We start from the raw sequence: 18940 nt of genomic DNA on the forward strand, positions 1-18940 counted from the left end.
AGCATATGAGTGTTTCTAACAATAAAGATGAACAGGTTCAGCGTTACCTCGACCTGGCCAATCAGTCGGCACGGGGAAAGCTGAAGATATACATAGGCATGAGCGCTGGCGTAGGCAAAACCTACCGGATGCTACAGGAAGCGCATGACCTGCTTCGTAAAAATGTACATGTAAAAGTGGGTTATGTAGAAACGCATAACCGCAAGGAAACGCATGCACTGGTAGAAGGTTTGCCGCTGATCCCGCGGCGACAGGTCTTTTACAAGGGTAAACAGTTGGATGAACTGGATGTACAGGCCGTATTGTTATTACATCCCGAGGTGGTGATCGTTGATGAACTGGCGCACAGCAATATCCCGGGTAGTAAAAATGAAAAACGCTGGCAGGATGTGGTAGACATCCTGGAAGCCGGTATCGATGTGATCACCGCAGTGAATATTCAACATATTGAAAGCATCAATGAAGACGTAAAACAAATAACCGGCGTAGAAGTAAAAGAAAGAGTGCCGGATAAGTTATTGCAAATGGCCGATGAAGTAGTGAACATCGACCTAACGGCCCAGGAACTGATCACGCGGTTACAGGAAGGAAAGATCTATGATCACAATAAAGTGCAACAGGCGCTTACAAATTTCTTTCAACCTGAAAAGATCCTGCAGTTGCGGGAGCTGGCGCTGAAAGAAGTGGCTGGTCAGGTAGAAAGAAAAGTTGACTATACCGTTACGAAGAACAAGACCTGGCAGCATGAGCGTTTCCTGGCCTGTATCTCCTCTTCCCATGGAGCGGCGCAACGAATTATTCGTAAAACCGGCCGGCTGGCATCGTATTACAATGCCGACTGGTTTGTTTTATACGTACAAACACCCCAGGAGGAGCTGGATAAAATCCCTCTGGCCGCGCAACGGCATTTGATCAATAACCTGAAACTGGCCACCGAACTGGGGGCTGAAGTGCTGCAGGTAAAAAGCAAACAGGTTGCAAACGAGATCATTCAAACCGCTATTGATAAAAAGATCACCACGATTTGTATAGGAAAACCACATTTGAATTTATTTCAGGTAATTTTGAGGACAAGCTTATTCAACCAATTGCTAAAAACCCTTTCAGAAAAGGATATTGATATCATTATATTATCGTAATGGCATTAAAGCTAAAAACAAAACTAGCCCTGGGTGTAGGGTTTCTGTTCCTGCTTTTGCTGCTGGTAGGCGGCGTGGGTTTCTATTATTTTAATAAGATCAGTCTGGAGTCGCAGGATGTACTGAAGGATAATAATAAAAGTGTGGAGTATGGCCACAAAATGCTCGATGCGCTGAATGCCTGGGAAAAAGAACGGGATATGGCGCGGAAGGTATTCGAAGAGAACCTGGCGGCGCAGGAAACCAATGTTACCGAACAAGGCGAATCAGCTATTACCCATACCCTGCACCGGGATTATAATACCTTTCTGTTACACGATGATTCATTGCCGCTGCAATTGGCGCTGCAAAAGAGTATCAGTCGTATTATTCAGATCAACCTGGATGCCATCAATGCCAAGAATATTCAATCACAAAAGGAAATTGAAAATGCCAAGGTGATCATTCCCCTGATCATTTCTTTTTGTATCCTTATCGGGTTTACGTTCATTGTAAATTTCCCCGGACTGATCGCCAATCCTATTATAAAACTAACGGAAGGGATAAAAGCTATTGCCAATAAAAACTATAGCCAGCGTATTCACCTGCAGCGGGATGATGAGTTTGGCGACCTGGCCAAAGCGTTTAACGATATGGCCCAGCAGCTGGATGCCTATGAACACAGCAACCTGGCGAAGATCCTGTTTGAGAAGAAGCGGGCAGAAACGGTGATCAATTCACTAAAGGATGCCAGCATTGGTATCGATAAAAATGGTACGGTTTTATTCGCCAATCAGCAGGCCCTGCAGTTGTTGAATTTAAAAGAAGCAGATGCGGTGGGGCATGCACAGGCCGATATTCAAAAACGCAACGACCTGTTCCGGTTCCTGACCAAAGAAGAAAACGGGATGCCGTTTAAGATAGTAGTGAACAATAAAGAGAATTACTTTACCAAAGAACAAATAGATATAGAACAGGACCAGGAAACAATGGGGCATGTGCTTATTTTAAAGAACATCACGCCTTATAAAGAACTGGATGTGGCGAAGACCAATTTTATTGCCACTATCTCCCATGAATTAAAAACGCCGCTGGCGTCCTCCGACTTTAGTTTACGTTTACTGGAAGATGAAAGAATAGGGCACCTGACCACGGAACAAAAAGAACTTGTGCAAAGCCTGAAAGACGATAATCAGCGCCTGTTGCGCATCTTAAGTGAATTACTCGATCTGTCGCAGGTGGAAAGCGGGAAGATCAAATTAAATTTGCAAGCGGTTCCTGTGAACGATATAGTCAGCAAGGCGCTGGCTGCTGTACAAAATGCAGCTCGGGAAAAGAATATTCAGATAAAACAGCAGCTCAGTGAGTATTTGCCAGCGGTAAAGGCCGATGCAGAAAAAGCCGTTTGGATCATCAATAACTTCCTCACCAACGCCATTCGCTATTCCGCGCAGAACGATCATATAACGGTAAAAGCAGGTTTGCATGATTCGGGTCATATTGAAATAGGTGTGCAGGATTTTGGTATAGGCATTGACGTTTCACTTCAGCAAAAGGTCTTCGATCGCTTTTACCGCGTGCCCGGTATTCATGAGAAAAAGGGCACGGGGTTAGGACTGGCTATCAGTAAGGACTTTGCCGATGCTATGGAAGGTGAAATAGGGGTGGAGTCAACCGTTGGTAAAGGCAGCTATTTCTTTTGCCGATTTAAAGTGGCATGAATTGGACCTGTAAGGAGGACTTTAATCTCTTGAATATTTAGAAAGTCAAGTCCACCTGACAGGTCAAATTTAGGCTTTTCGAAACAAGAACCTGTCGGAGCCTGCCCCGATACATCGGGGTTCGCTTAAGCTCACTGTAAGTGCAAGACCCTATGGCAAACCTTACAGGTCTTTCGAATCTTAATTGAACCTGAATACACTTAAAATAATAATGCCTCCAATTATAAAGATGGTAAGCAATTGAAAAAGAGAGAACTTTTTCCGAACTTCTGCAAAAGAGATCTTTATATCATTGTTGATCCCTTTCTTAAGCTGACCCAGGTTTCTGGAATAGAGGACCCTTACCACCAAAAGCAGTACTAACAGTCCGATCTTGATACGGAACCACAATTGCGGTCCATATACCTTATGCATCTGGCTCATCATGGCTATACCCATCAACAAAGCCACCCCCAGGCAAAGGCCCATTATGGTGTTATATTTGCCGATGGTATTGAATAAGGCTTTTGTAATGGCAGGGTCTTTGTCGCTATACAACCAGAGTTGATTGCTGTTGATCAGATTGGCGATCAGCGTACCGGTAAATACGGCGAATGCGGTTAAATGAAGAATAAGAAAGATCTGGTAAACGGAATGAGGTATCATATGCTGCTAACTTTACAACAAAGTAAGTCGGGATAAGGGATCTGTACCCGTGATAAAGATCACAAAGTAGCCGACCGCATTCTTTTGTTGCGGATGCGGCTTAAAGTTTCGCGTTTAACCCCCAGGTAAGAGGCCAGTTGCGAAATAGACACCCGTTGTAATAATTCGGGGTCATGCTGCTCTAAAAACTCATAACGGCCCTTGGCTGTCAGGATCCTGAATAGTTGCATTTGCCGTTCCTGTTTGGCGGCAATAAGCTCCAGGTTCTTTTTCCCGGCCTCCTCCAATTCAGGGCATAACCTGGTCGCTTCCAGCAGTTCTGGTTTATCAACACGGTGCACGATCATAGGTTCGCAGGCCACCACTGCAAAATCGGCCGGCGTATTGAACACGTAGCTGTTCTTGTGGGTCATCGTTTCGTACTCGAAATAAAAATTTATATTAACTTCCAGTCCGTCCTGGATATTGAAAGCGCGGCAATACCCCTGTTCAATTAGATACAAACTCTGGCAGGGTTTTCCGCAGCGGATCAATGTTTCGCCTTTTTTATACTCGAGCCGGGTAAACAAAGGCAGGAGCATGGCCTGGCCGCGTTCTGAAAGTGCTTTAAATCTTGTAAGATTATTAAAAAAGGTCTCCATAACGTGCTTATCAACAGTGTTTACCCGCTTTTGGTTGTTGTTTCGTGATAAAAGGCTAAAAACCGGGAACACCGGGAATTCTTCAGTTTTCAGGCTTTGGGCTTTCAGTTGTTTTCTTGTGTGTGGTGCTTTCTTCAGGTGCGAAGCAGGGTATTAACTAATATAATAATAGGCTAATAGTTCCAGTCAGATTCACTCCGGATAGCCATTTCACGCCTAAAACCCGCACTGAACCCGCACTAAACCCGCACTGAACCCCCATATCCAGTGCCATTCGGGTGCTATCCTGCCGGCAGCTTGGTAGCATATGTAACGGATATTTACTATATCTCGATAGCTATATAATGCTATCTCACTAGTACTTCATTGATACCTCGGCACCAGTATACCCAAAGTGAAGGATCTGTGGAGGAACAGAGAAGGATCAGTGAAGGCAAAGCGAAGGAAATAAAAACCGTCACAGGATTTCGACCATTCGTCCCACCGTTTTCTGCTGAACCGTCACGCTTAAATTGAGATTTCAGTGGAGAAATTACCAAACGTCCCACTGTTTTCCGAAGCCCGTCCCACCGTTTTCCGAAGGCCGTCACAGGATGGAGCTGTCGTATGAAGATAATGGGTAGTTTTGTATTCGTATACGGTAGTTCTTTGAAAGGATGGTAATAAAACAAGAAAAACCTTTTGGTTTAAATAAAAAAAAGCCCCGCACCGAAGTGGGGACCTGTTGTTGACTTAGCGTCCAATACCTACTGCGAATTAATTGGTAGCTCCAATAACGGCGGTAACCTTACCGCAGGTCAACATATTTTTGGGGTAATAGGGGTTCTTAATAGCCGAGTCTTTACTGATCCAGCTAACGCCGGTCATGGGACAAACCTGTTTGTACAGGGGATATGCTGGTTTTTTCTCCTTTTCCAACAGCACCCATACTCTCGTTGACAATTCAGCGAAATAAGCGCGTTGCTTATTGATGTTATGTGTGGCTGAAATAGCCTTTGCCAGTTGAACAGCAGCCGCCTGCACCTTTTCAATGGTATCCGTTGGTTTGAATTGCTTTTTAGACAGCTTCATTTTTTCCAACTCCTGGCTTAAGGTAAGCGCATGGCCTGAGGCCGCCATGGAATCAGATACAATTAGCCTGTCTTTTAACAACAGGTAAGAGCCGGTTACTTTGCCGGGCGTTCCAAAATGGGGGCTTACAAAGCTACTCAAAAGCGCATACGAAATAAGGGTAATTAAGAAGTACTTCATATTATTTAATGCTGGTGGTTTTTGAGATCAGCATAATTCCCATCTCAACCATACAATCTTCTTCATAAATACAGTTTAGAAATTAACCTTTAATGCAAATACAAATGATTTCGGGATCTGCACGGCTCTGGTGCGGCTGTTGATGCTGTATGTTTCCGGATCAATATCGTCACCGGCGGCGCTCCAGTACCAAAGGTTGTTCGCCTGGGCAGACAATCTGATGCCAGTCATTTTCAACTTACGGGTGATGGCATTGTTCACATTGTACGACAGTACGATGTTGCGCAATTTGATATAATCGGCCTTGCGCACCTGGACATCTGAATACTGCCAGAGCGATGAAATGGTGCTGGCACTGTTTACCAACGCTGTTGGGTAATCTAAAAAGAATTTTGGCAGATCGGTGATATTGGTAGCTCGCGGAGAGTGAAGAGTAATTGGTTGGCTTCCGATTTCCGGAGCCAGTTGTTTAGCAGTTGCTGTTCTTCTCCCATAACAGGCATGCCTTCTTTCAATTGATAGATGATATTAACCAATTGAAAACCATCTTCTATATATTGATCGTTCGCTTCCAGAAATAACTATTTTATAATACAACAGGCGAACAGGTTTAGCGTACCTGGAAAAGCAGCCTTTTTTTGAAAAAAGCTTTTTAGTGGGGGAAAAGCATCTTTAACAACAGTGGAATGGCCACTTTATAATGTTTCAATCCATCGCGCAGCGCCTTGTAAACTTCCACTTTCCGGTTTTTAATGGTTTGTTTGGGGATGTTGAGCCGTTCGGCAATTTCTTCCGGTTGTAGGCCATCTTCAAAACTGAGATAAAAGACCTGCTGTAATTTTTCCGGCATGGCCGATACTATCTGATAAATAAGGCCCATGTATTCCGATAGGATGAGTTTGCGCATGGCCTCATCGGCATCCGTGTCGTTGGCGACAATGGCCTGGCCATGGCGAACGCGGTATTTTTCATTCTGGTTGAAGCAGGCATTGCGGGTAGCAACAAAAAGATACTTTTTTATCCCTTCCAGCGAATCAAAAGCTTCCGTTCTTTTCTCCCACAATTTGATGTACACATCCTGTACAATATCGCGCGCCAGAAATGGCTCACTCAATAAACGGGTAGCAAACCCCAACAGGGCGGGCGAGAACATGTCTGACAGTTCTCCCAACGCTGCAGGATCTCCTTCAGAAAATCTGTAAAGAAGGGATGGTGTTGAAGTGCTATCTGACAAGTTAGGCGGTTGCTTTAATGCGTAATTTAAATAATTTCAAATATTTATCCGGGGTGTAAGCGCTTCCATTACACGCCACTACAAATAATATTTAGGCGGACCCGTTTTACGTAAAATGTTGCAAAACATAGATTAGCGTTGTCGAAAAGACAATTTTACAATAAAAGTCTACAAATTTGATAGCGGTTCCCTTTTACAAAAAGCAACTTGTATCAAGATTGTATTCATATGAAAAGGAATTTCTTACTTCTTATTTGCGTGTTCGTTGCGCCATTTTTGCAGGCGCAGGAAAAAGGAAAGCAAGCCCCTAACATCATTATAATTATGGCCGACGATATGGGGTATAGCGATATCGGTTGTTATGGCGGCGAAATAAATACCCCCAACCTGGACAAGCTGGCGAAGAACGGCCTGCGCATGACCAACTTTTACAACAATGCGCGTTGTTGTCCTACCCGCGCAAGTCTGCTCACCGGACAATATGCCCATAAAGTTGGACTGGCCCAGAACGGGAATGCCCTCACTCACAACGGCGCTACGATTGCTGAATTATTGAGAGAAAACGGATATCAGACCGGGATGGTAGGAAAATGGCACCTGAGCGATGACGTGCAGCGGCCTACCAAAGAAGAGCAGTTGAAATGGCTGGATCACCAGGCCTGCCTCGATTCACCGTTTGCTTCCCTGGAAAGCTACCCCATCAACCGCGGTTTTCAAAAACACTATGGCGTTATCTGGGGTGTGGTTGATTATTTTGATCCCTTCTCATTGGTGGATGGAGAAAAGCCGGTGAAGGCGGTCCCCAAAGATTATTATATCACCGATGCCATCAATAAAACTTCGGTGGAATACATAAAAGAATTCACTGCTGCTAAAAAGCCATACTTCATGTATGTTGCTTATACGGCGCCGCATTGGCCGGTCCATGCAAGGCCCGAAGACATTGCCAGATACAAAGGCAAATACGAAATGGGGTGGGATGAGTTGCGCAAACAGCGGTATAGCCGCATGGTAAAAATGGGACTGATCGATACTTCGAATATGCCTTTACTGGATGTAATGGGTTCGAACGGCGCCTGGGAAAAACTATCACCAGCCGAAAAAGAAAAACAGGCGACAAAAATGGCCACGCATGCCGCCATGGTAGAACGGCTGGATATGGGAGTAGGTGAGATCATCAAAACACTGGAGCAAACCAATACCTTACAAAATACGCTGATCCTGTTTTTGGCCGACAATGGCGCTTCGCCTGAGATCCCCAGTGCGCCTGGGTACGATCGTCCTTCACAAACCCGGGATGGCCGAACGTTGCAGTATGATAAAGAAGTTACGCCCGAAAACATTGGCAGCGAAATTTCTTATACGGGCATTGGGTCCAATTGGGCGAATGCATTGAATACCCCCTTCCGTTTCTGGAAAATGGAAAGTTTTGAAGGCGGTATTCACACCCCCATGATCATTCACTGGCCTGCCGGCTTAAAAGCAAAGAAGGGAAGTTTGAACCCGGCGCTGGGGCATGTGACCGATATTTTGCCTACCCTGCTTGCTGTAAATAAATTTCAATATCCGGCTGCATACAATGGAAATACCTTATCGCCCCTGGATGGGCAAAGCTTATTACCCATTATCCAGGGCAAAACGCAGAAAGGTAGAAAAGACATTTTCTTTGAACATGTACGCGGCAAGGCGTATATTAACGGAAACTGGAAACTGGTGATGAAGACCAATGGCAATGAGTGGGAATTATATGATCTGAGTAAAGATGCCAACGAGCATACCAATGTCGCCGCCACCAATGCCGATAAATTAAATGAAATGAAAACTGCCTGGGAAAACTGGTATAACAGTATGAAACCGTATATTCATTTGCGTCCTGGCAGTGGACCGCGTTAAATAAGTAATGACCTGTAAGGTTCGCCATCGGTGTCTGTGCAATTAGTGGGTTCAAGCGATCCTGACAGGTCAAATGGAAAACCAAAGGATTGACCTGTCAGAGCCTGCCCCGCTTTGCGGGGTTCGATTGATCTGGATGATTTGAACATGAGGCAGGTACCCCGCTGAGGCGGGGCGCCATTGTAGAGGTCAGGGTTTTTATAATTAGTATGATTATGTGCAGACCGTTCTCGATCTTATTTGTTTTTTGTTTGCTGCTTTGTCTGTACGGCAACAGCCAGCAACTGCTTTTCCGGAATTACACGGTAGCCGATGGCCTGTCATCCAACACGGTGCGCGCCATTAAACAGGACGACCAGGGCTTTATGTGGTTTGGTACCAAGAATGGCGTCAGCCGTTTTGATGGTTATCAGTTCAAATTATATCAATTCAAAAAAGATAACCCGGCCTCACTGGGTAATAATTTTATTCATGCCATTGAAAAGGCCGACAGCACGCATTTATGGATAGGTACGGAAAATGGTATCTATATCCTTGATCTGCAAACAGAGCGGTTTGAACCTTTACCTGAACTGGAAGGTAAAGTGGTGTTTGATCTCTTGAAAGATAAAGCAGGTGCCATTTGGATAACCACCCGCCTGCATGGATTATACCGGTATACTCCCACTGATAAAAAAATGCTGCACCTTGAACATAAGGAGCAGGCAAAAACATTATCATCTGATGTGCTCACCAAACTGGCGCTGGATAATAACGGCAATCTCTGGATCGGTACTTATGGTAATGGTCTCGATGTGCTGGATACCAAAACCATGGAGGTAACCAATTACGACAATACAAAAGGCGTAAACAGCAATTTTATTATCGCCCTGTACAAAGATCAGCAGGGAAAGATCTGGGCCGGTACTATGAATGGGGGTGTTTGCGTGTATGATCCGGCTACCCGTTTATTTAAGACCTATAACAAAACCAGTAAGCCGGCGATCAATGATGATATCGTCAGAAGTATTTGCCAGGCTTCTCCCGGCATAGTTTATATTGGAACAGAAAAAGGATTGAACGTACTGAATGAAGCTACCGGTAATATCGCTTCTTGCACCAACGATCCTGCCGACCCGTTGAGCATCAGCGATAACTCAGTATACTCCATATATCCCGACAGAACAGGCATTGTATGGGTGGGTACTTTTTTTGGTGGTGTAAGTTATTTTAAAGAAAAAGGGTCTGCTTTTGAATTGTATTATCCAACCGGCAATGCCAATAGCTTAAGCGGCCGGGCAGTGAGTTGTTTTCTGGAAGATGCTCCGGGAAAATTCTGGATCGGAACGGAAGATGGCGGGTTAAACTACTTTAATACAAAAGATAAATCGTTCCGTCAATATCCTTTTCTGCCCAAACAACAGAAACTCTCCTACCATAATATCCATGTGCTGATGCGCGATAAAAAGGGATTGTTATGGATCGGTTTGTTTGCAGGTGGTATCAATGTCTATGATGCCGCTACCGGAAAGGTAAAGCAATACAAACACCAGATCGATGATGCGCATTCTCTCAACAGCGACAACGTTTTCTCCCTGTATGAAGACAAAGAAGGCGAGATCTGGGTGGGCACCGACAGGGGCCTGAACTGGTATGATGCCGCCAATGACCGGTTTGTTGAATATACCCGGCCCGGCGTTCACAATACCATCGTGTATGATATGTACGAGGATGCTTCGAAGAATATGTGGTTTGCCACTTATAACAACGGCTTGCATATTCTCAATAAGCGAACAGGGGAGTGGCAAAGCATCACTACCGGTAATGGCGGATTAACTACCAACAAGCTTACCTGTTTACACGATGATAATAACGGAAATGTTTGGGTAGGCACCGATGGCGGTGGTTTACACCGGATCAACCGGCAAACAAAACAGGTTACGGTATATGATAAAGCAAAAGGAATAAACGCCAACGTAATATACAGTGTGCTCGAAGATGATGAAGGCCAGTTGTGGGTTTCCACAAACGATGGCATTTACAGCCTGCATATGAGCACTGGCAAAGTAAAACACTTTACACACAAAGACAATTTACAAAGCCGCCAGTTTAATTACAAGGCCGGTTATAAAGCGTTCGATGGAAATTTGCTGATGGGTGGGGTAAAAGGTTTCAATATGTTCAATCCCCTGGCAATCGGCAAGGACACTCAGAACAATAAAGTGATCATCACCGCTTTTCAATTATTTAATAAAGAAGTGCCGGTTTCCACCGATGGGCCGTTGCAGCAATCCATTAATTATACCGGGAAGGTATCCTTGTCGCATGATCAATCGGTATTTAGTTTTGAATTTGCCGGCGTTAATTTCAGTACACCCGAAAAAGTTCGGTATGCTTATAAAATGGAAGGTTTCGATACGGGCTGGAATTATGTAAATGATGAACGTAAAGCTACCTATACCAATTTGTCGCCGGGCACTTACCGGTTCCTGGTAAAAGCAACCGCAGATGATAATAACTGGAACAGTGAGCCGGCATCGGTAAAAGTAGTTATTCGTCCGCCGTTCTACCGCAGCACGCTGGCCTATGTTATTTACGTATTGTTGTTCATTGCTTCTTTATACTGGGCATTTTATTATGTGGAGAATTATCACCGGCGAAAAAATCAGGCCCGACTCGAAAAAATGAAGGTGAAGGAAGAACAGGAATTCTATGCCCGCAAGATCGAGTTCTTTACGGTGATGGCCCATGAAATAAGAACGCCCTTGTCATTGATCATGGCTCCGCTGGAGAGATTACTGTCATTAAACAAATGGCAGGCGGCAGAACAGGAGCAACTGCAGTTAATGGAAGAGAACAGCAACCGCCTGATGAGCCTCGTGAACCAGTTACTCGATTTCCGGCGCATCGAAAGCGATGCCTATACCATTCATAAAGAAGAAGTGGAAGTGGTGTCGTTGGTGCAAAGCCTGTATTCCCGGTTCTCTTCATTGCCTTATCAAAAGGGAGTTGAATTTAGTATGAGCACCCGGGTGAACCGCCTTGAAGTACAGGCAGACCCCGAAGTACTGAATAAAGTAGTAAGCAACCTGCTGATCAATGCGTTCAAGTTTACGCGCACCAAGGTTACCATCAGCATCAATGACCTTGTAACCGGTGAGGATGGCCGTACCCGCTTTTCCGTGACGGTGGAAGATGATGGCATCGGTATTTCTGCTAGCGATAGCAAACATATTTTCAAGAAATTCTTTACCACTACTTCCGGGAATTATGAATACCATAACCTTGGTGGAAGTGGCATTGGTTTAGCATTGGCCGCTGCCCTTGCGGAGAAACACGGCGGCCAGTTGTTGGTCGAAAGCAAGGAAGGGGTTAAAACAGCTTTTACCCTCGAGCTGCCTTATGAGTCGATCAGTAATACCAGCCATGCCGAAGAGGAATTGGTAGCCGATGCTGCTGATAAATTGACCGTACTGGTGGCAGAAGACGATGATAAGCTGCTTGACTTTATTGCCAAAAGCTTGCGGGCCGATGGGTTTGCGGTAGAAAAGGCCACGAATGGGAAGGAAGCGTTACAGGTGCTGGAGCAGAAGGCCATAGACCTGATCCTGTCTGATGTAATGATGCCTGAACTGAGTGGTTTTGAATTGTGCCGGGTTATCAAGAACAATGTTAATTACAGCCATATCCCGTTCATAATATTGACTGCAAAAAGTAATACCGAGGCCGAACTGGAAGGTTTACAGGCTGGCGCCGATGCTTACATCACCAAACCATTTAAATGGAAACATGTGGTGGCCATTGTGAAGAACCTGCTGGAATCGAGAGAACGGTTACGGTTGAAGTTTTCAGAACAGCCGGCAGTGAATGCCGAAGTGCTTACTACCAATACCCGCGATAAAGAATTTATGGAACGGATAATGGCTATCATTGAACAGCGCATGACCGATCCGCAATTATCGGTGGAGGAACTCAGTAAGGAACTGGCAATGAGCCGGTCGAACCTGCATAAAAAACTCAAGATCCTGTCGGGTATGGGGCCTAATGAACTGATCCGGCTGATCCGACTGAAACACGCTGCCAAATTATTGACGAAGCAACAACATACGGTAGCTGAAGTGGCATATTTGTCGGGCTTTAGTTCCCCTTCTTATTTCACCAAATGTTTTCAACAACAGTTTAAAGTAGGGCCAAAGGAGTATGGGTTGACCAGTTGACAGGTTGATAGGGTTAATAAGGTTGAAATGGAAGGCGAAGAAAGAGATATGAAATTGAGGGATTAACGGATTTAGAGAACCCATTGCTCATTGCCGATTCAATGTCTTTAGTTAATGCTTGTTTGAAGGATTCCCCTCCTGGGAGGGATAGGGGTGGGTTTCCTGTGTTTCATTCTGCCGGTTGCTGAAATAAAGGGTTCTGCAATAAAGACTTGGCCGTTTCACAAAAAAGCTACATTTTTCTCATTATTATCTACATTTCTTACACTCCCCAGGTGGGTACAGGAGCTATTTTTATAGCGATCCTATTAACGATTGCAAAAAAATACCCACCATGCCAACAAACTACTTACTGAAGCGACAGCTTATTTTTTATATAAGTATAAGCTGTTTATTTATCTGCTGTAAAAAAAGCGAACAACAACAGAGGGAAGCCAATAACCCGGATGATTCAACTACTGCTCTGGCCACCGCTGGCGGCATACTGGTATCCGATAACCAGCAATACATCGGCGTGAATTATAATGAAAGTTTCCAGGAGATCAAAACCGGTGAATTAAGTACCAGTAAAACAAAATGGGTGCGGGGTTTTCTGGACGTATTTTCTCACTACGACGCGCAGGACCTGAATACGAACGCCAAAATTGCAAAATACCTTACGTTGAAAGACCTGGGTTATAAAACGGTGTTGAACCTCAAGTTCAATTTCATGACCCGGGCATATCCGGCCGTGAACAGCACCACCTGGAACAATTACATCAGTTTTATTGATAACATCCTCGACAGGGTGATTGCAAAGACCGACGTAATTGTGGTGGGCAATGAGCCGTTTATTGAATCGGAAACTTCCACCTGGAATGAACCCCTTAACTCTTTTTATAAAGCCGCAGCCACCCGCGTAAACCAGTACTTAACGGCGCATAGTATCAACCGACCCATCTTTGTAGGGTCGTTCGATAATATGTACCAAAGCGGCCGGCAAACAAATGCCGGGATCAATAACCTGCTTGCCTGGTGCAAAGCCACCAGCTGGGTTGCGGGCATCGATCTGCACATTCATCATAATAATAATCCTGAAATAACCACCGTACTCAATTTTGTGAATGATAAGATCAGGGATAATCAAAAGATCATTGTTACAGAATACTCTCTGATGAAATGGTGGCGCGATAATTTAAGTAACGATCTAACTGCTGCCTTTTTAGCTGCATGCAACGCCAGTACTACCGATAATATTTTTCCGCCACCGGCCGGTATAACAAAAGTATGGCAGTATATAGACTATGCATTGAAGAACCCGCGCAAGGTGGAAGAATGGAATGCCTTTCATCAAAACACTCCTTTCCTGTATGACCGGAAGGATTATATGTGCAATTCTTTCAAGCTCTTTAAGGCCAATTCAAAATTCTGGGTAGCCACTTATGCCGTGCGGCAAAGTTATCCGTTAAATACCGATTTCACCGCAACAACCGATCCCTGGGTGCTGAACTCCATATTTGTTGGCCGTTCAGTAGAACTGCTGCCATCGGGCGATGCACAAGGCCGGTATGCCTATCTGGCCCAGTTTGCTGATATCAATACCACCAATACAACCTGTCCCTGATTCGTAATTAACTAAAACAGCTTCTTATGATTGTTCACAAGAAAATTTTGTTGCCGGTCTTGTTTCTTTTCGCGGTGCTGATGGCACAGGCGCAAAGCCGGATGGTAACCGGAAAAGTTACCGCCAAAAGCGGTGAATCACTGCCTGATGTAACCGTAATGATAAAAGGGACTAATACCGCTGTAACCACCAACAGCAGCGGTGCTTTTACAATTAAAGTAGATAATGATAATACGGTGTTGGTTGTTTCCTATGTGAATTATAAAACACAGGAAGTATCTGTACGGAATTTTGCCACCCTGAATATTTCATTGGACCCATCTGACAATGCCTTGGGCGAAGTGGTAGTAGTGGGATATGGTACGGTAAAGCGGACCGATGTAACTGGTTCGGTGGTATCATTAAAAGCAAAGGACCTTACACCCGGGGCCAATGTAAACGTGGAGCAGTCTTTATTGGGTCGTGCAGCCGGGGTGCAGGTATATCAAAAAAGTGGTGAGCCCGGCAGCGCCATGAGTGTGAAGATCCGGGGCGCCAGTTCTATTACTGCCGGTAACGATCCCTTGTATGTAATAGATGGAATGCCGGTGAATAACCTGTCACCCGTATCTGGCAGCAGTGCCGGTTTTGTGGCTACACCCAATCCGCGCAATCCATTGAACAGTTTGAACCCGTCCGATATTGAATCCATAGAAATTTTAAAAGACGCGTCTGCCACTGCCATTTATGGCTCGCGTGGTTCAAATGGCGTAGTGATGATCACTACAAAGAAAGGTTCCTCTGGCAGAATGAAGCTGGGGTACAATGCCTATTACGGATCGCAGGAAGTAGCCAATTCCCTCAAGATGTTGAACGGGGAACAATATAAAGAAGCATTGAATGCGATCATCGATGCCGGCGGTGGCGTTGCTACAGAAAGAGTAACGAACGATCCGGTGAATACCGACTGGCAAAAGGAATTGTTTCGCAGTGCCAATGTACAAAGTCATGACCTGTCGTTTTCCGGCGGTCGCGACAATACCCGCTATTATGCCTCACTCGGGTATTTTAACCAACAGGGTGTGGTGAAAAATTCCGGAGTTAAACGGTACACAGCACGGTTCAATCTCGATAACAGCGTAGCCAAAAAATATGCCTTTGGTTTCAACCTGAATACCTCTTATATCCATGATGATTTCAATTCAGTTGGGTTAGGCATAAACGAGAATGGTAGTGCCTTGTATTCAGCCATTAATTATGATCCTTCTTACCCGGTATATGATGACAATGGCAATTATTACCGCTCGCCCTTTATGACAACTATGGACCATCCGGTAGCCCTGATAAACGGACAGTATGCCAACAGTGATGGGTTCAGAACATTTGGAACAGTATATGGGGAATATTTTATTGTTCCAGAACTGTCGGTAAAAGTAAAAGGAGCGGGTGATGTAAATATGGTGCAGCGAAATACCTGGTTAGACCCCAAAACCATTGCCGGCGGATCCGTGGGTGGTATCGCAACCATCAATACCGGTAATGTAAATTATTATATGGGCGAAGCTACGCTGAACTTTAATAAAGAGATCGGCAAGGCGCATACGATCAGTGCCGTAGGAGGTACCACCTATGAGCATTTTGCCTCCAATTCATTTGGTGGAAATGGCCGTGGCTATTCATTACCCGATCTTACCTACAATGCAATAGGAACTGGTAACAGCGCTTTGAACCAGATCGGAAGCGGCCGGGCCTCTACCAAGATCATTTCGTATCTGGGCCGCGTTAATTATAGTTACCTCAACCGCTACCTGATTACGGCCAGCTTCAGAGCAGATGGCTCTTCGCGGTTTGGCCCTAATAACCGCTTTGGTTATTTTCCATCGGTTGCCCTTGCCTGGAAGCTCCACGAAGAATCATTTATGCATGACCTGGATTTCATCGATGAACTGAAAGTACGTGCGAGCTATGGGGTTATCGGCAGCCAGTCAATTGCCAACTATTTATACATAACTACTTTCTCAGGCGGCGCCGATGCCATATTTGGCGGCGTACGCAGTAGTTCACTGGTGCCTTCAAGAGTGGCGAATCCTGATCTGAAATGGGAAGCTGCCAAACAGGCCGACATCGGTGTTGACTTTGCTTTATTCAACAGGAGATTAACAGGTTCTATAGAATATTACGACAGACGCACCTCCGATCTGTTGCTCGATCTGCCTGTTCCATTGAGCACCGGGTTTGGTGTGAAAACCCAGAACATTGGAGGTATGAGGAACACTGGTGTGGATGTAACGCTGGCCGGTGATATCTTCCGCAGCGATAAAGGCTTTAACTGGAACATGGGTGTGGTATTTTCTACCATTAAGAACAAAGTAACCAGTTTGGGGCCTTTAGAGCAGATCCTGACCGGTAATGCCGGGAATATTACCAATGCCAGTATTATAAAACCCGGTGAATCGCTGGGCAGTTATTACGGGTATGTGGTGGATGGGGTTTGGCAAACGGGCGATGATTTTTCAACAGCTCCTGCAGGCGTAAAAGCCGGTGACCTGAAATTCAGAGATGTAGTGAGCGATAAGACCATCAACGCCAACGATCGTACGATCCTTGGTAAATCATTACCCGATTTTACCTATGGTATTACCAATAATTTTGAGTACAAACGATTTACACTTTCTGTTTTTGTAGAAGGATCACATGGCGCTAGCATCATCAACAATGCCATGTTGGATAGCTATTTCCCGGTGAGCTTTAGAAGGAACAGACTGGCAGAACCCTATTTAAACCGCTGGACGCCTGACAATCCTACCAACAAATATCCTTCGTTTGTAAATCCTACTTCACAGGGACAACAAACCATCAATTCCAGAACGGTGGAAGATGCTTCGTACCTGCGGATGCAATCTGTACGGTTGGGTTATAATTTCAGGATGAATAACAAAGTGGTGAAGTCGTTACAGGCATATGTAAGCGGCAATAATTTGTTTACCATAACAAAGTATACAGGTGTTGACCCTGCCGTAAACGCTATAGGTGACGATATTCTGAAAATAGATTACAGTTCCTATCCCATGACCCGCACCTTCCTGGTTGGTGTAAATGTTCAATTCTAAAAAAGCTATATGACTAAAAATATTATCGTGGCAGCTGCTTTCATAAGCATGCTCTTTGTTCAAACTGCCTGTGAAAAGGCCCTTGAAGTAACCCCACCGGGTGAACTGGCGCCCGGCAATGTGCTGACCACTGAAAGTGGTATCAAGGCGGTGTTGTTTTCTTCCTATTCTTTTATGCAGAATCCCACGCCTTCCCGTTTTCTGATCAATAATTCTGAAGTAACAACCGATATCGCCATCAATAGTGGGGGAACGGAATTCCTCACGCTTACCCAGCTGATCAATTTTACCTGGGATGCAACACTGGGTACTTTTCAGGCCGATGTTTGGGCCCCCAATTACCGGTGTGTGCGCGATGCCAACATTGTACTGGAAAACGTGGAGAATGTAAAAACTTCCGATGCTAATAAAAGACTGTATGCTGCCGAAGCAAAAGTATTACGGGCATTCTCCTATGACATGTTGTACAAATGGTTTGGTCCGGTGCCTTTACGCACTACCAGTACTTCGGAACCTACCATGGCAAGAGCTACTGATGAAGCCATGAGATCGTTTATTGAATCAGAATTGCTGGCTGCTATTCCCGATCTGCCCGATCCAGGTAAGGAAGAAGCGTTTGGCCGCGTTAACAAGGGCGTAGCAATTGGCATCCTTGCGAAATATTATCTCAATACCAAACAATGGCAGAAGGCTGCTGACGCCTGTGTGCAATTGATGAATTTTAAATATTATCAGTTGTATCCGCAATACCAGAATATGTTCAGGGTAGAGAACGAAGCGAATAAGGAAATGATCCTGGTGCAACCCTGTCGTAATGAAAATAATTTTGGGAACTGGTATTCTGCCGGGGCCTTACCGGCCAACTTCAAGTCGGCGCCACAAATACCCGAATTTGTCTGGACCTCGACCATGGCCAATTTTGCCACCCAATACAGAATGCGTACTGCTTTTACCAACACGTTTGATACCACCAATGATAAACGGGCTATCCTGTTGATCCGCCGGTATGTAAACACCAGTGGTGCTATAGTGAACCTTCTGTCCACCGCCGACAATGTACGCAGTTTAAAATACTGGGATAATAATACCGTAGGTAATCATAGTGGCAACGATGTGCCCGTGTTACGATATGCCGATATTTTATTGACAAGGGCGGAAGCGCTGAATGAAGTAAGCGGTCCCACCCAGGAAGCTTTGGACCTGATCAATCTCGTTAGAACAAGGGCAGGTATTGCCAACCTGACGCTGGCCAATGCTACCAGCAAAGAAGTGTTGCGCGACCTGATCCTGCGTGAAAGAGGGTGGGAGTTTTATAGCGAGGGCAAAAGAAGGGAAGACCTGTTGCGTCACGATAAATTTATTTCATTGGCTAAAGCAAGAGGCCTCACCATTGCAAGCGATAAACATAAATTATTCCCCATACCCCAAACAGAAATTGATGCTAATAAGGCTTGTTTACAGAATGATGGATATTAAGATATAGACCTGTAAGGTGCATCATCGGGTCTTGAAAAGTCAGTGGGTTGAATTGCACCTGACAGGTCGTTGA

The 18940-nt window shown here is 45.0% G+C and carries 12 protein-coding genes; 7 read left to right on the top strand and 5 right to left on the bottom strand.

Going from position 1 to position 18940, the window contains the following annotated elements; translation table 11 throughout:
• The first annotated feature begins 5 nt into the window (after positions 1–5).
• Positions 6–1139, top strand: coding sequence for a sensor histidine kinase KdpD (locus J7I42_RS21720; protein ID WP_209140974.1), 1134 nt, complete (start codon positions 6–8; stop codon positions 1137–1139).
• Positions 1139–2839 (top strand): sensor histidine kinase, encoded by a 1701-nt coding sequence (locus J7I42_RS21725; RefSeq protein ID WP_209140975.1) that lies wholly within the window; start codon positions 1139–1141, stop codon positions 2837–2839. Before J7I42_RS21720 ends, J7I42_RS21725 begins: the two co-directional genes overlap by 1 nt.
• Before the next feature lie 180 nt (positions 2840–3019).
• On the opposite strand, the gene J7I42_RS21730 is transcribed toward J7I42_RS21725, so the two are convergent.
• From J7I42_RS21730 to J7I42_RS21750, 5 genes are all read right to left on the bottom strand, one after another.
• Entirely contained in the window at positions 3020–3484 is a 465-nt protein-coding gene (locus tag J7I42_RS21730) for a hypothetical protein (RefSeq protein ID WP_209140976.1), read from the bottom strand.
• Positions 3485–3543: 59 nt separating this feature from the next.
• Entirely contained in the window at positions 3544–4125 is a 582-nt protein-coding gene (locus tag J7I42_RS21735; protein WP_209140977.1) for a Crp/Fnr family transcriptional regulator, read from the bottom strand.
• 756 nt (positions 4126–4881) lie between these two features.
• The gene (locus J7I42_RS21740) at positions 4882–5376 is read right to left on the bottom strand and encodes a DUF3347 domain-containing protein (RefSeq protein WP_209140978.1); all 495 of its coding nucleotides are present in this window, start codon (positions 5374–5376) and stop codon (positions 4882–4884) included.
• A gap of 75 nt (positions 5377–5451) precedes the next feature.
• Positions 5452–5742 carry a hypothetical protein gene (locus tag J7I42_RS21745; protein WP_209140979.1) on the bottom strand — a complete coding sequence of 97 codons (291 nt, stop codon included), beginning with the start codon at positions 5740–5742 and terminating at the stop codon, positions 5452–5454.
• A 286-nt stretch (positions 5743–6028) separates the two neighbouring features.
• Positions 6029–6610, bottom strand: coding sequence for an RNA polymerase sigma factor (locus J7I42_RS21750; protein ID WP_209140980.1), 582 nt, complete (start codon positions 6608–6610; stop codon positions 6029–6031).
• Between the two features lie 228 nt (positions 6611–6838).
• Between J7I42_RS21750 and J7I42_RS21755 the strand changes: the two genes are divergently transcribed.
• The 5 genes from J7I42_RS21755 to J7I42_RS21775 all read left to right on the top strand — a co-directional run bounded on the left by J7I42_RS21755 (position 6839) and on the right by J7I42_RS21775 (position 18867).
• Positions 6839–8503, top strand: coding sequence for an arylsulfatase (locus J7I42_RS21755; RefSeq protein WP_209140981.1), 1665 nt, complete (start codon positions 6839–6841; stop codon positions 8501–8503).
• A 215-nt stretch (positions 8504–8718) separates the two neighbouring features.
• Positions 8719–12699, top strand: a complete 3981-nt coding sequence (locus tag J7I42_RS21760; protein ID WP_209140982.1) for a hybrid sensor histidine kinase/response regulator transcription factor — start codon at positions 8719–8721, stop codon at positions 12697–12699.
• 334 nt (positions 12700–13033) lie between these two features.
• The gene (locus J7I42_RS21765; RefSeq protein WP_209140983.1) at positions 13034–14302 is read left to right on the top strand and encodes a hypothetical protein; all 1269 of its coding nucleotides are present in this window, start codon (positions 13034–13036) and stop codon (positions 14300–14302) included.
• Between the two features lie 26 nt (positions 14303–14328).
• Complete coding sequence (locus J7I42_RS21770; protein ID WP_209140984.1) at positions 14329–17391, top strand: SusC/RagA family TonB-linked outer membrane protein; 3063 nt, start codon at positions 14329–14331, stop codon at positions 17389–17391.
• A 9-nt stretch (positions 17392–17400) separates the two neighbouring features.
• Positions 17401–18867 (top strand): RagB/SusD family nutrient uptake outer membrane protein, encoded by a 1467-nt coding sequence (locus J7I42_RS21775; RefSeq protein ID WP_209140985.1) that lies wholly within the window; start codon positions 17401–17403, stop codon positions 18865–18867.
• The last annotated feature ends 73 nt before the right edge of the window (positions 18868–18940 follow it).

The organism is Niastella soli (assembly GCF_017742245.1).
Lineage (GTDB): Bacteria > Bacteroidota > Bacteroidia > Chitinophagales > Chitinophagaceae > Niastella > Niastella soli.

Bases quoted from the DNA above. Each gene is read 5' to 3' on its own strand.
- J7I42_RS21720 (WP_209140974.1), top strand. From the start codon at position 6: ATGAGTGTTTCTAACAATAAAGATGAACAGGTTCAGCGTTACCTCGAC.
- J7I42_RS21725 (WP_209140975.1), top strand. From the start codon at position 1,139: ATGGCATTAAAGCTAAAAACAAAACTAGCCCTGGGTGTAGGGTTTCTG.
- J7I42_RS21730 (WP_209140976.1), bottom strand. From the start codon at position 3,484: ATGATACCTCATTCCGTTTACCAGATCTTTCTTATTCTTCATTTAACC.
- J7I42_RS21735 (WP_209140977.1), bottom strand. From the start codon at position 4,125: ATGGAGACCTTTTTTAATAATCTTACAAGATTTAAAGCACTTTCAGAA.
- J7I42_RS21740 (WP_209140978.1), bottom strand. From the start codon at position 5,376: ATGAAGTACTTCTTAATTACCCTTATTTCGTATGCGCTTTTGAGTAGC.
- J7I42_RS21755 (WP_209140981.1), top strand. From the start codon at position 6,839: ATGAAAAGGAATTTCTTACTTCTTATTTGCGTGTTCGTTGCGCCATTT.
- J7I42_RS21760 (WP_209140982.1), top strand. From the start codon at position 8,719: ATGTGCAGACCGTTCTCGATCTTATTTGTTTTTTGTTTGCTGCTTTGT.
- J7I42_RS21765 (WP_209140983.1), top strand. From the start codon at position 13,034: ATGCCAACAAACTACTTACTGAAGCGACAGCTTATTTTTTATATAAGT.
- J7I42_RS21770 (WP_209140984.1), top strand. From the start codon at position 14,329: ATGATTGTTCACAAGAAAATTTTGTTGCCGGTCTTGTTTCTTTTCGCG.
- J7I42_RS21775 (WP_209140985.1), top strand. From the start codon at position 17,401: ATGACTAAAAATATTATCGTGGCAGCTGCTTTCATAAGCATGCTCTTT.